We start from the raw sequence: 12532 nt of genomic DNA, 5'->3' as shown, positions 1-12532 counted from the left end.
GCACCCGGGGTGGGGTGCGCCGAGCTTACAGGACGAGCGGGGCGCTGGGCAATCAACCGGTGTTGCGCAGGCCCGCCGCGATGCCGTTGATCGACAGATGGATGCCGCGCTGCACGCGTTCCATGCTGGGGTCCTCGGCGCGCTGCTCGGGCGCCACCGCGCGGTAGCGCCGCATCAGCTCGACCTGCAGGTGGTTGAGCGGATCGATATAGGGGAAGCGGTGCTCGATCGAGCGCGCCAGCGCCGGGTTGGCAGCCAGGCGCTTGTGCTCGCCGGTGATCAGCGCCAGCGCCTCCTGGGTGCGCTGGAACTCGGCCTTCACCGCCTCGAAGATCTTTTTGCCCAGGCGCTTGTTCTCCACCAGCTCGACATAGCGCGCGGCGATGTCCAGATCGGTCTTGGCCAGCACCATGTCCAGGTTGGACAGCAGGGTGCGGAAGAAGGGCCATTGCTTGACCATGCGCTTGAGCAGGGTCAGGTTTTGCGCGCGCTGGGCCGGCTCCTTGCCCAGGAAGGCCTCCACCCCCGAGCCGAACCCGCACCAGCCCGGCAGGGCGATGCGCGACTGGCCCCAGCTGAAGCCCCAGGGAATGGCGCGCAGGTCCTCGATGGCGCGGGTGGCCTTGCGCGAGGCCGGGCGCGAGCCGATGTTCAGCTCGGCAATCTCGCGGATCGGCGTGGAGGCGAAGAAATACTCGGCGAAGCCGGGCGTGTCGTAGACCAGGCCGCGGTAGGCCTTGAAGCTGGCGTCCGAAAGCGCCTGTGCGGCTTCGAGGAAGCTCCTGGGCGCGCTCTTGGTGGGGTGCAGCAGGGTCGCTTCCAGCGTGGCGGCCACCAGGGTCTCGAGATTGCGCCGGCCGATCTCGGGGTTGGCGTATTTGGAGGCGATCACCTCGCCCTGTTCGGTGAGGCGGATCTGGCCGTTCACCGTGCCGGGGGGCTGGGCCAGGATGGCCTGGTAGCTGGGGCCGCCGCCGCGGCCCACCGTGCCGCCGCGGCCATGGAAGAGGCGCAGGGTGACGGGCTGGTGCTGGGCCTTGAGCGCCTCGAACAGCTCCACCAGCGCGATCTCGGCGCGGTAGAGCTCCCAGGAGCTGGTGAACACGCCGCCGTCCTTGTTGGAGTCGGAGTAGCCCAGCATGATGTCCTGCTCGCCGCCCGAGCGCTGCACCAGCGCGGCAATGCCGGGCAGGGCGTAGAACTCGCGCATGATGCCGGGGGCCTCGCGCAGATCGCCGATGGTCTCGAACAGCGGCACGACGATCAGGTCGCTGATGGCCTCGCCATCCAGCGTGCCGCGCAGCAGCCCGACCTCCTTGAGCAGCAGCATCACCTCGAGCAGATCGCTCACCGACTCGGTGTGGCTGATGATGTAGTGGCGCAGGGCCTCGCGGCCGAAGCGCTGCAGCACCTCGCGCGCGGCCTCGAAGATGGCCAGCTCGCCCTGGGCCCGCTCGCTGTAGACCGCGCCGATCACGCGCAGCGGGCGGGCGTCCTGCAGCAGGCTCAGCAGCAGGCCGCGGCGCTCGGCCTCGCTGAGCGCGCTGTAATCGGCCTGGATGCGCGCGGCCTTCAGCAGCTCGGCCACCACGGCCTCGTGCTGGTCGGAGCTCTGGCGCAGGTCCAGCGTGGCGAGATGGAAACCGAACACCTGGATGGCGCGCATCAGCGGCTTCAGCCGCGGCGCGATCAGCGCCTCGGCATGGTGGCTGCGCAGCGAGCTTTCGATGATGCGCAGATCGGCCAGCAGCTCCTCGGGGCTCAGATAGGGGTCCTGCGGGGCCACGGCATGGCGCAGCGCCTCGGTGCCGGTGAGCTCGTGCAGGGTGGCGGCCAGGCGCGCATACATGCCGGTCAACGCCCGGCGGTAGGGCTCGTCCATGCGGTGCTCGTTGCGATCCGGGCTGCGCTCGGCCAGCAGTTGCAGCTCGGGGCTGATGCTGGCCAGGCGGGCCGAGATCGAGAGTTCGGCGCCCAGCTCATGCAGCTCGGTGAGGTAGTGGCGCAGCGCCACCTCGCCCTGGCGCTTCATCGCATGGCGCAGCGTCACAGCAGTGACGTTGGGATTGCCGTCGCGATCGCCGCCGATCCAGTGGCCCATACGCAGAAAGCTCTTGAACTCGTGGCCGGGCAGGGCCTCTTCCAGCTCGGCGTAGAGCTTGGGGATCTGGCGCAGAAAGGTGGCGTGGTAGTAGGAGAGCGCGTTCTCGATCTCGTCGGCCACCGTCAGCTTGGAGTAGCGCAGCATGCGCGTCTGCCAAAGCTGGGTGATGCGGGCGCGCATCAGGGTCTCGTTGTCGCGCAGCTCGCGCTCGGTGTGCAGGGTGTCGCGCTGGCCCACCAGCTCGGCAATGGCGCGCTCGGCGTCCAGGATGCTCTTGCGCTGCACCTCGGTGGGGTGGGCGGTCAGCACCGGCGAGATGAAGCCATGCTGCAGGGTCTTGGCCACCTCGGCCGGGCGCACGCCGGCCTCGTGCAGGCGCTCCAAGGCATAGGCGAGCGAGCCCGGCTGCAGGCTGCCGGCGCGCTCGTGGATCTCGCGGCGGCGCACATGGTGGCGGTCCTCGGCGATATTGGCCAGGTGCGAGAAATAGCTGAAGGCGCGGATCACGCTCACGGTCTGCTCGCCCGAGAGGCTCTTCAGCAGCTTGTCGAAGCTCTTGCCGGCCTGCGTATCGCGCTTCAGGCGGAAGGCCACCGAGAGCTTGCGGATGCGCTCCACCAGCTCATAGGCGTCGCGGCCCTCCTGCTCGCGGATCACCTCACCGAGGATGCGGCCCAGAAGGCGGATGTCGTGCATCAGGGGCGCGTTCTTGTCCTTGGCTGCGGCCTTGGTGGTGTTGACGGCCGTCTTGACGGCGCGTGGCGCGGGATGGGCTGGTCGGGCTGGCATGGTCTGGAGTTGGGGCGTTGGAGGTGAGGCGCGTGTAACCAAGTTACCAGTTTTCGACTTTAACAGTTTCTTTGCGCAAGCCGGAATGGGGTCGCACCGGGCTGCGCTAGCATGAGGGCATGACGCAACAACTCTTGATCGCGACGCGCGAAAGCCGCCTCGCGCTGTGGCAGGCCGAGCATGTGCAGGCCCTCTTGGCCGAACGCCTGAAACTCGATGTGGGCCTGCTGGGCATGACCACCCGCGGCGACCAGATCCTCGACCGCGCGCTCTCCAAGGTGGGAGGCAAGGGTCTGTTCGTGAAGGAGCTGGAGACGGCGCTGGAGGAGGGCCGTGCCCACCTGGCGGTGCACTCGCTCAAGGACGTGCCCATGGACCTGCCCGAGGGCTTTGCCCTGGTGAGCATCCTGGAGCGCGAGGACCCGCGCGACGCCTTCGTCTCGAACCGCTACGCCAACTTGGCCGAGCTGCCGCAGGGCGCGGTGGTGGGCACCTCGAGCCTGCGCCGCGTGGTGCAACTGAAGAATCTGCGCCCCGATCTGCGCATCGAGCCGCTGCGCGGCAATCTCGACACGCGCCTGCGCAAGCTGGACGAAGGCGGCTACGACGCCATCGTGCTGGCGGCCGCCGGGCTCAAGCGCCTGGGCCTGGCCGAGCGCATCCGCAGCCTGTTCGCGGTGGACGAGATGATTCCCTGCGCCGGCCAGGGCGCCCTGGGCCTGGAGGTGCGCGCCGATGCCGCGACGCTGAGCCAGCAGCTCGCCGGCCTGATGCACGAACCCACCTGGCTGGCCACGCAGGCGGAGCGCGCGGTGTCGCGCGCCCTGGGTGGCAGCTGCAGCATGCCGCTGGCGGCGCACGCGGTATGGGAGGGCGGCGAGTTGCAGCTCGCGGCCGCGCTGGGCCATCCCGAGCACCATGACAAACCGCTGCTGAAGACGCTGGGCCGCGGCCAGCCGCGCAACGAGGCCGAAGCGCGCGCGCTGGGCGAGCGGGTGGCGCAGGCGCTGCGCGAGCAGGGCGCCAGCGCCTACCTGGCGGCCGCCTGAGTGGCCGTGCAGCCGGGCTCGAGCGAGCGAACGCTGCTGCTGACGCGGCCCCGCGCCCAGGCTGAGGACTGGGTGGCGCGCATGGCGGCGCAGGGCGTGCCGACGGCGGTGCTGCCGCTGATCGCCATCCAGCCCGGCATGGCGCCGGACGCCGCGGCGCTGGCCTGGCGTGAGCTGCCGCGGGCGGCGCTGGCCATGTTCGTCAGCCCCAATGCGGTGGCCGCCTTCTTCGCGGCCCAACCCGCCGGCATGGCCTGGCCGGGCGCGACGCTGGCGGCCACGGTCGGCCCCGGCAGTGCCCTGGCCTTGCGCGCGGCGGGCGTGCCGGCCGAGCTGATCGTGCAACCGCCGGCGGACGCGGCCAGCTTCGACTCCGAACATCTCTGGCCCTTGTTGGCCGGGCGCGACTGGGCCGGCCGGCTGGCGCTGATCCTGCGCGGCGACGGCGGGCGCGACTGGCTAGCCGAGCGCCTGCAGGAGCGCGGCGCCCAGGTGCGGCAGATCTCCGTCTACCGGCGCGCCTGCCCGCAGCTGGACCCCGCCGAGCGGGGGCTGCTGGACGCCGCGCTGGCCGCGCCCGAGCGCATGGTCTGGCTGTTCAGCAGTTCCGAGGCCATCGGCCATCTGCAGCAGTTGGCCGGGCCCGGCGCGGTCTGGTCGCGCAGCCTGGCGATCGCCACCCATGAGCGCATTGCCGAGCGCGCGAAAGCCCTCGGATGTGGGCATGTGGTTTTGGCGCGACCCGAGCCCGGCGCCATCGCCGCGGCGCTGCGAAGCCTCTAGGTGCGGACCCTACAATCTGCGCCAACGTGAGCGAGCTTCCCAACCCCCTTCAAGACGCGGTGCCGCAGCCCCTGGCAGCGGCCACCTCGCGCCCTTCGATGCTGATGCCGGCGCTGGCCGCGGGCCTGGCAGTCTGCACCCTGGTGGCCCTGGTGCTGGCCTGGCAGAGCAACAGCCGGCTGCGCAATCTGGAGCAGGAGCTGGTGCGCCGCCAGGACAGCAGCCAGGCGGCGGCCCAGGAGGCCGCCAACCAGGCCAAGCAGTCGCAGGACCTGAGCCGCGACACCGCCGCCAAGGTGGCCCTGCTGGACGCGCGCCTGGCCGAGGTCTCGCTGCAGCGCGGCCAGCTGGAAGAGCTGATTCAATCGATGTCGAGATCGCGCGACGAGAACGTGGTGGGCGATATCGAAGCCTCGCTGCGGGTGGCTCTGCAGCAGACCAGCATCACCGGCAGCGCCGAGCCCCTGGTGGCCGCGCTCAAGCAGGCCGACGAGCGCCTGGTGCGCTACAAGCAGCCGCGCCTGGAGGGCGTGCGCCGCGCCGTGGTGCGCGACCTGGACCGCGTCAAGGCGATCAGCGTGGTCGACGTCTCCACCCTCAGCATCAAGCTCGACGAGGTGGTGCGCCTGGTCGATGAGCTGCCCCTGCTGTCCGCAGCCGACAAGGCCGGCGAGCCCGCGGTGGCGCGCCAGGCAAGACCTGACACCAAGCCAGCCCCAAAGCCCGCCGCCAAGCCGATCGAGCCCGGCATGGCCGGCTGGTGGGAGCTGGTGCAGCAGCGCTGGGGCGAGACCGCCGGGCTGGCCTGGCAGGAAGCCAAGTCGCTCTTGCGGGTGACGCGCATCAACCACCCCGAGGCCATGCTGATGGCGCCGGAGCAAGCCTATTTCCTGCGCGAGAACATCAAGCTGCGCCTGTTGAACGCCAGGCTGGCGCTGTTGAGCCGGCAGTTCGAAACCGCGCAGAGCGACCTGCGCGACACCCTCGGCATGCTGGATCGCTACTTCGATGCGCGCTCACGCAAGGTCGCGGCGGCCAATGAGCTGCTGCGTCAGGTGGTGGGGCAGGCGCGCCAGGTGGCGGTGCCACGCCCCGATGACACGCTGGCGGCTCTGGCCGCCGCGGGCCGCTGATCCGGAGCCCGATCCCCATGCGCACGGTGATCTGGTTGGTGCTGCTGTTCGCAGTGGCGGTGGTGGCGGCCCTGACCCTGGGCAGCAACGATGGTTTGGCCAGCTTCTACTGGAATGGCTGGCGCCTCGACGTCTCGCTGAATCTGTTCCTGCTCACCCTGGTGGGCAGCTGCTTTGCGCTGGTGACGGTCATCAAGGCGATCGATTCGCTCACCACGCTGCCGCGGCGCGCGCGCGAGTGGCGGTTGGCGCAGCGCGAACGCAGCGCCCAGCTGGCGCTGCGCGATGCGCTGGGCGAGTATTTCGGCGCGCGTTACGGGCGCGCCCAGAAGGCCGCGCAGAAGGCGCTGAGCATCCAGGCGCAGACGCCCGATCTGGCCCAGGATGCCGGCTTCATGGCGCTGGGCCATCTGCTGGGCGCGCAGAGCGCGCACCGCATGCAGGACAAGCGCCGCCGCGACGAGCAGCTGCAACTGGCCCTGGAACTGGCGCAGCGCTCGCCCCAGGCTAAGGCGCAGGAAGAGGGCGCCCGCCTGCTGGCCGCCGAATGGGCGCTGGACGACCGCGACGCCAGCCGCGCGCTGGCGCTGCTGAGCGATCTGAGCCCCGGCGTGGCGCGCCGCACCCAGGCCCTGCGCCTCAAGCTGCAGGCCGCACGCATGGCCAAGCAGCCGCTGGAGGCCTTGCGCACGGCGCGTTTGCTCGCCAAGCACCAGGGCTTTTCCAAGCTGGCGGCGCAGGGCCTGCTGCGCTCGCTGGCCTTCGAGGCGCTGGAATCAGCGCGCGATGTGGACCAGCTGCGCAGCATCTGGCAGCACCTCGATGCGGCCGATCGGCGCGATGTCTTCGTGGCCGCCCGTGCGGCGCAATGTGCGGCCGCGCTGGGCGCGCCGGACGATGGGCGCGGTTGGTTGCGCCCGGCCTGGGAGGAGATTGCCGAGCTGGGCGCCGATGAGCGCGTGGCTTTGGCCGAGGCCCTGGTGGCCTGCATGCCCGGCATGGGCCCCGAATGGCTGCAGCGCCTGGAGCAGGCCGCGCAGCGTTTCCCGCGCGACAACTACATGGCTTATGCCCTGGGCCATGCCTTGGCCGAGCGCCAGCTCTGGGGCAAGGCACGGCTGATGCTGGAGCAGGCGGGCGGCGACCGCGCACTCTCGGTGGCAGCACGTCGCCGCAGCTGGCTGACCTTGGCCGATCTGGCCGGTCGCGATGGTGATGCCGAGCGGCGCGCCCGCTGCCACGAGGCCGCGGCCACCTTGGCTTGAAGACTTGCCGAGCCCGTTTATTTCAGGCTATACTAGATAGCTTCAGCGGCTGTAGCTCAGTTGGATAGAGTACTTGGCTACGAACCAAGGGGTCGTGGGTTCGAATCCTGCCAGCCGCACCAGATTTACCAAGCCAGTGAGCTTTCACTGGCTTTGTTTTTCTGGTTCTCGAGAGAGATGTGAAAATTGAAAATCAAGCGCTTAGCTTGTGTATGCGATAAAAAGCATGCTATAGTCTAAGGCTTCGGCGGCTGTAGCTCAGTTGGATAGAGTACTTGGCTACGAACCAAGGGGTCGTGGGTTCGAATCCTGCCAGCCGCACCAGAATAAAAAGAAATGGCAAAGGGCCGGTGAGCAATCGCCGGCCCTTTTGCTTTGTTGCAGCTTTTATGCGCGGGTTTATGCGCGGGCCATGGCGGCGATCTCGGCCTCGCCCAGGCCCAGTGCGGCCAGCACGGCGTGCGTGTCCTGGCCGGGCTGCGGGAATGGGCGCGGCGCCGGCCCCGGCGTGCGCGCAAAGCGTGGCGCACTTGCCGGTTGGATCTTGCCATCCACCTCCACGAAGTTGCCGCGCGCGCGCTGGTGCGGATGCTGGGCCGCTTCGGCCAAGCTCAGCACCGGCGCGAAGCAGACGTCGCTGCCCTCCAGCAAGGCGGTCCATTCATCGCGCGTCTTTTGCTTGATGCGTGCGGCGACCTCGGCGCGTGCCGCCGGCCAGTGGCGGTGGTCGTATTGCAGCTGGGCGTCCAGATGCTCCAGGTCCAGCTTCTGCAGCAGCAGCTTGTAGAACGGCGGCTCGATCGCGCCCAGCGTGATGTGCCGCCCGTCCGCGCACTCGAAGCTGTCGTAGAAGGGCGAGCCGTGCAGGAAGAAGTTCTGCGCCGGATCGTCGCCCCACATGCCGATGCCGCGCAGCGAATGCACCAGGCTGCTGAGTGCGCCCACGCCGTCGATCATGGCGGCGTCCACCACCTGGCCTCGGCCGGAGCGTTGCGCCTCCAGCAGGGCGCAGACGACGCCGAAGGCCAGGAACATCGCGCCGCCTGCCATATCGCCCAGCAGGGTGGCGGGCAGGGTGGGGGCCTGGCCGGCGCGCGAGGCGATCGCGAGCACGCCGGTGAGCGCCACATAGTTGATGTCGTGGCCGGCGGCCTGGGCCAGTGGCCCGGTCTGGCCCCAGCCGGTGACGCGGCCATAGACCAGACGCGGGTGCTGCGCTTCGAAGGCCTCGGGCCCCAGGCCCAATCGTTCCATCACGCCCGGCCGGTAACCTTCGATCAGCGCGTCGGCGCTCTCCACCAGGCGCTTGATGGCGGCGACGCCGACGGCCGACTTCAGGTCTACGCAGATGGAGCGCTTGCCGCGGTTCATGGCCTCGCCGCCGCCCAGGGTGCGCAACGCCGCGGGGCGTTCCACCACGATCACCTCGGCGCCCATATCGGCCAGCAGCATGCCGGCCATGGGGCCCGGCCCGATGCCGGCAAATTCGATCACGCGCAAGCCTGCCAATGGCCCCTGACTCATTCTGTGCTCCTGTGTGCTGCTCGATGAAGGTCGCCGGGCACAATATACGGATGAGCAAGGCCTTCACCAAGGAAAGCGATGGCGATGACGACGAGGACATGGCGCTGCCCGCCTTGCCGTCGGGAACACGCAACTACATCACCCCCGCGGGCTATGCGCGGCTGCGTGCCGAGTTCATGACCCTGCTGGACGAGGAGCGCCCCAAGATCGTCGAGATCGTCTCCTGGGCGGCCAAGAATGGCGATCGCTCGGAGAACGGCGACTACCTCTACGGCAAGAAACGCCTGCGCGAGATCGACCGCCGCCTGCGCTTTCTCACCAAACGTCTGGACATCGCCGAGGTGGCCGATCCCAGCCTGCACTATGGCAGCGACCAGATCTTCTTCGGCGCCACCGTTACCTATGCCAATGCCAAGGGCGAGGAACGCACCATCACCATCAAGGGCATCGACGAGAGCGACAGCCTGAACGGCGAGGTGAGCTGGGTTTCGCCGATCGCGCGCGCGCTCCTGAAGGCCCGCGAGGGCGACGAGGTGCAGTTGATGACGCCCGGCGGCGTGGAGCGCCTTGAGGTGCTTGAGGTGCGCTACCCCAAGCCCCAGCTCGGCTAGGGCTTGATGCGCCAGGCCCGCAGCACGGCGGGCGAGCGCTTCAGCGTGCGCAGCACATCGGCCAGATGCAGGCGGTCGCGCACGCTCAGCAACAGTTGCATCTCGGCGGTTTCGCGCGCCTGGGCCTCGTCGGTCATGGCGATATGGGTGATGTCGGCCTCGGCCGAGCTGACGGCCGTGGCAATCTGCGCCAGCACGCCCTTGCCGTTCTTCATCAGCACGCCCACTGCGGCCTCGAAGCTGCGGCTCAGTTCCTCGCCCCAGGCCACCGCGATCCAATGCTCGCTGTCGCGTTGGAACAGGCGGCGCCCGACCTGGCATTCGCCGGTGTGCACCACCAGGCCCTCGCCGCGGCCCAGATAGCCCTTGATGTCGTCGCCAGGGATGGGGCGGCAGCAGCTCGCCAGCCGCACCGAGGCGCCCTCGGTGCCGTCGATGGTGACCTGGCCCTGGGCCGGGCCATCGTCGGCGCCGAAGCGGCCCATGCTGAGCATCACCGCGTCGGGGCGCTGGCCTTGCTCGGCCAGCATGCGCGCCAGCTTCTTGGCCACGATGGTGGCGATCTTGCGGCCCAGGCCGATCTCGATCAGCAGCTCGTCCACATGGCGGTTGCCGGCCCAGCGGGCCAGGTCTTGCCAGAGCTGGGAGGCGCTGTTGTCCTCGTCGTCCAGGCTGGGCATGGCCAGGCCCTCGGCGCGCAGGGCCTGGGCCAGCATCTTCTGCCCCAGCTCGCGCGACTCTTCCTGTTCCAGGTTCTTGAGGAAATGGCGAATCTTCGAGCGCGCGCGGCCGGTGCGTACAAAGCTCAGCCAGGCGGGATTGGGGCGGGCGCCGGCGGCGCTGATGATTTCCACCACATCGCCGCTGCGCAGCTCGGCGCGCAGTGGCACCGGCTCGCCGTTGACCTTGGCGGCCACGCAATGGTCGCCCACGTCCGAGTGGATGGCGTAGGCAAAGTCCACCGGCGTGGCGCCGCGCGGCAGCGCCATGATCTTGGACTTGGGCGTGAAGACATAGACCGCGTCCGGGAACAGATCGATCTTCACATGCTCCAGGAACTCGTTGGCGTCGCGTGTCTCGTCCTGGATGTCGATGAGCGACTGCAGCCAGCGCGAACCCAGCTGCTGGGCCGCCAGCGGGTCGCCCTTGTTCTTGTAGAGCCAATGCGCGGCCACGCCTTTTTCCGCCACCATATGCATGGTCTCGGTGCGCATCTGGAACTCCACCGGCGTGCCTAGCGGGCTCACCAGGGTGGTGTGCAGCGACTGGTAGCCATTCGGCTTGGGGATGGCGATGTAGTCCTTGAAACGCCCCGGCTGCGGCTTGTAGAGCTGGTGCAGCACGCCCAGCGCCAGATAGCACTCGGGCAGCTCGGCCACGATGATGCGAAAGCCGAAGATGTCGCTCACCTGGGCAAAGCTCAGGTGCTTCTCGCGCATCTTCTTGTAGATCGAGAACAAGGTCTTCTCGCGGCCCTGGATCTCGGCCTTCTGGCCAGCCTCGTTGAAGGCCTTGATGACATCGCGCTCGATGCGTGAAACCAGGTCGCGCCGATTGCCGCGCGCCTTCGCGATCGCCTTGGACAGGGCCGCGTGGCGCCAGGGGTGGATGTACTGGAAGGAGAGCTCCTGCAGCTCGCGGTAGATCTCGTTCAACCCCAGGCGGTGGGCGATCGGGGCATAGATATCGAGGGTTTCGCGCGCAATGCGGCGGCGTTTCTCGAAGGCCATCGCCCCCATGGTGCGCATATTGTGCAGACGGTCGGCCAGCTTGATCAGGATCACGCGCACATCGCGCGCCATCGCCAGCAGCATCTTGCGGAAGCTCTCGGCCTGCGACTCCTCCTTGGTGGAGAACTGCAGCTTGTCCAGCTTGGTGAGCCCGTCCACCAGCTCGGCGGTGGGGGCCTCGAAGCGCTCGATCAGCTCGGTCTTGGTGACGCCGCAGTCTTCCATGGCGTCGTGCATCAGCGCCGCCATGATGGCCTGCGCGTCCAGGCGCCAGTCGGCGCAGATGCCGGCCACCGCGATCGGGTGCGTGATATAGGGCTCGCCGCTGGCGCGGAACTGGCCCAGATGGGCCTCGTCAGCGAACTTGTAGGCCTCGCGGATGCGCTTGATGTCGCCCTTGGGCAGGTAGGCGAGCTTGTGCAGCAGGGCGTCGAACGACGCCGCCTCGGCCTGTGTCGGTTCCGGGCTGGTCTTGGTAATGCCCGAGAGGCCGGTCAGTGCGGCAGGCAGGCGAGCGACGGCGAAGGAGCGAAAACCCATGGCCCGAATTTACAGCATGCGCGCCGGCCGCCCTGGGTGGGCGCCTCTATGACCCGCATGGCCGGCAAAGACAAAGGGCGCCCGCAGGCGCCCTTGGCATGGGTGCATGCGGTGCTTAGACCGGCACCTTGCGCAGCATCTCGATGCCGACTTCACCAGCGGCGATTTCGCGCAGTGCGGTCACGCCGGGCTTGTTCTTGCTTTCGATCTTGGGCGTGTGGCCCTGGCTCAGCATGCGGGCGCGGTAGGTCGCGGCGAGCACCAGCTGGAAGCGATTCGGGATCTTGACGAGGCAGTCTTCAACGGTGATGCGGGCCATTTTGTTGTCCTGGTAATGAATCTTGAGAATCTTGTGGAGCGTCAGGGCAGGTCCAGAGCTCGGAAAACCGCGGAACGGTTGCGACGCTGAGCCGCGTATTTTAACCGCTGCGCGTGCACGATGGCTTTCAGGTCGAAAAGAGCGGTCTCGAACACCGCATTCACCACCACGAAATCGAACTGCTGGGCCTGCGCCACCTCGACGCGGGCATTCGCCATGCGCTTGGCGATCACGCTCGGCTCGGTGTCGCCGCGGCGTTTCAGGCGCTGCTCCAGTTCCTCCCAGCTGGGCGGCAGGATGAACACCAGCACCGCGTAGGGGAACAGCTTCTTGATCTGCAGGGCGCCCTGGAAATCGATCTCCAGCACCACGTCGTCGCCATGCGCCATGCGGGCCTCGATGGCAGCGCGCGAGGTGCCGTAGAGATTGCCATGCACCTCGGCCCATTCGAAGAACTCGCCACGGTCGGCCATGGCGCGGAACTCCTCCGGCGTGGTGAACCAGTATTCGCGGCCATGCTGTTCCTGGCCGCGCGGCGCGCGCGAGGTGTGCGAGATCGAGACGTCCAGCTTGGCGTCGAGTTCCAGCAAGGCCTTCACCAGGCTGGATTTGCCGGCGCCGCTGGGGGCGGCGACGACGAAGAGATTGCCGGGATATTCCATGGTCGGGTCTGTCTGGCTGCTTG

10 protein-coding genes and 2 tRNA genes are annotated in these 12532 nt (G+C 68.5%); 7 read left to right on the top strand and 5 right to left on the bottom strand.

The window, feature by feature from the left end; all coding sequences use genetic code 11:
- Nucleotides 1-52: 52 nt before the first annotated feature.
- Nucleotides 53-2893 carry a phosphoenolpyruvate carboxylase gene (gene ppc, locus PFX98_RS23050; RefSeq protein ID WP_425334640.1) on the bottom strand — a complete coding sequence of 947 codons (2841 nt, stop codon included), beginning with the start codon at nucleotides 2891-2893 and terminating at the stop codon, nucleotides 53-55.
- Between the two features lie 119 nt (nucleotides 2894-3012).
- On the opposite strand from ppc, the gene hemC reads away from it, so the two are divergent.
- The 6 genes from hemC (at nucleotide 3013) to PFX98_RS23020 (ending at nucleotide 7447) form a co-directional block, all read left to right on the top strand.
- Nucleotides 3013-3942, top strand: coding sequence for a hydroxymethylbilane synthase (gene hemC / locus PFX98_RS23045; RefSeq protein WP_285232812.1), 930 nt, complete (start codon nucleotides 3013-3015; stop codon nucleotides 3940-3942).
- Nucleotides 3943-4725, top strand: coding sequence for a uroporphyrinogen-III synthase (locus PFX98_RS23040; RefSeq protein WP_285232811.1), 783 nt, complete (start codon nucleotides 3943-3945; stop codon nucleotides 4723-4725). It begins immediately after the preceding gene.
- A 26-nt stretch (nucleotides 4726-4751) separates the two neighbouring features.
- Nucleotides 4752-5858: a uroporphyrinogen-III C-methyltransferase gene (locus PFX98_RS23035; protein ID WP_285232810.1), complete on the top strand. Its 1107-nt coding sequence runs from the start codon at nucleotides 4752-4754 to the stop codon at nucleotides 5856-5858.
- Nucleotides 5859-5875: 17 nt separating this feature from the next.
- The gene (locus PFX98_RS23030; RefSeq protein ID WP_285232809.1) at nucleotides 5876-7123 is read left to right on the top strand and encodes a heme biosynthesis HemY N-terminal domain-containing protein; all 1248 of its coding nucleotides are present in this window, start codon (nucleotides 5876-5878) and stop codon (nucleotides 7121-7123) included.
- A gap of 45 nt (nucleotides 7124-7168) precedes the next feature.
- Nucleotides 7169-7245: transfer RNA gene (locus tag PFX98_RS23025), tRNA-Arg, on the top strand.
- Between the two features lie 125 nt (nucleotides 7246-7370).
- Nucleotides 7371-7447, top strand: a tRNA-Arg gene (locus tag PFX98_RS23020).
- A gap of 75 nt (nucleotides 7448-7522) precedes the next feature.
- Here PFX98_RS23020 and PFX98_RS23015 read toward each other — a convergent pair.
- On the bottom strand, nucleotides 7523-8647 hold the full coding sequence (locus PFX98_RS23015) for a CaiB/BaiF CoA transferase family protein (RefSeq protein ID WP_285232808.1): 1125 nt from the start codon (nucleotides 8645-8647) through the stop codon (nucleotides 7523-7525).
- Nucleotides 8648-8697: 50 nt separating this feature from the next.
- Between PFX98_RS23015 and greB the strand changes: the two genes are divergently transcribed.
- On the top strand, nucleotides 8698-9258 hold the full coding sequence (gene greB / locus PFX98_RS23010) for a transcription elongation factor GreB (protein ID WP_285232807.1): 561 nt from the start codon (nucleotides 8698-8700) through the stop codon (nucleotides 9256-9258).
- Here greB and PFX98_RS23005 read toward each other — a convergent pair.
- From PFX98_RS23005 to gmk, 3 genes are all read right to left on the bottom strand, one after another.
- Nucleotides 9255-11528 carry a RelA/SpoT family protein gene (locus tag PFX98_RS23005; protein ID WP_285232806.1) on the bottom strand — a complete coding sequence of 758 codons (2274 nt, stop codon included), beginning with the start codon at nucleotides 11526-11528 and terminating at the stop codon, nucleotides 9255-9257. The genes greB and PFX98_RS23005 overlap by 4 nt on opposite strands.
- A gap of 115 nt (nucleotides 11529-11643) precedes the next feature.
- Nucleotides 11644-11847 carry a DNA-directed RNA polymerase subunit omega gene (gene rpoZ, locus PFX98_RS23000; RefSeq protein WP_285232805.1) on the bottom strand — a complete coding sequence of 68 codons (204 nt, stop codon included), beginning with the start codon at nucleotides 11845-11847 and terminating at the stop codon, nucleotides 11644-11646.
- Between the two features lie 41 nt (nucleotides 11848-11888).
- A complete protein-coding gene (gmk, locus tag PFX98_RS22995) occupies nucleotides 11889-12509 on the bottom strand; it encodes a guanylate kinase (RefSeq protein ID WP_285232804.1) in 621 nt (206 codons plus the stop codon).
- Nucleotides 12510-12532 lie beyond the last annotated feature (23 nt).

This window comes from Paucibacter sediminis (assembly GCF_030254645.1).
Classification (GTDB): domain Bacteria; phylum Pseudomonadota; class Gammaproteobacteria; order Burkholderiales; family Burkholderiaceae_C; genus Paucibacter_B; species Paucibacter_B sediminis.
The sequence above is the reverse complement of the archived record's forward strand: the minus strand, read 5'-3'. Positions and strand labels throughout refer to the sequence as shown.

Coding starts and splice junctions, on each gene's coding strand:
- PFX98_RS23005 (WP_285232806.1), bottom strand. CDS start 11,528: ATGGGTTTTCGCTCCTTCGCCGTCGCTCGCCTGCCTGCCGCACTGACC.
- greB (WP_285232807.1), top strand. CDS start 8,698: ATGAGCAAGGCCTTCACCAAGGAAAGCGATGGCGATGACGACGAGGAC.
- ppc (WP_425334640.1), bottom strand. CDS start 2,893: ATGCCAGCCCGACCAGCCCATCCCGCGCCACGCGCCGTCAAGACGGCC.
- hemC (WP_285232812.1), top strand. CDS start 3,013: ATGACGCAACAACTCTTGATCGCGACGCGCGAAAGCCGCCTCGCGCTG.
- PFX98_RS23030 (WP_285232809.1), top strand. CDS start 5,876: ATGCGCACGGTGATCTGGTTGGTGCTGCTGTTCGCAGTGGCGGTGGTG.
- rpoZ (WP_285232805.1), bottom strand. CDS start 11,847: ATGGCCCGCATCACCGTTGAAGACTGCCTCGTCAAGATCCCGAATCGC.
- gmk (WP_285232804.1), bottom strand. CDS start 12,509: ATGGAATATCCCGGCAATCTCTTCGTCGTCGCCGCCCCCAGCGGCGCC.
- PFX98_RS23015 (WP_285232808.1), bottom strand. CDS start 8,647: ATGAGTCAGGGGCCATTGGCAGGCTTGCGCGTGATCGAATTTGCCGGC.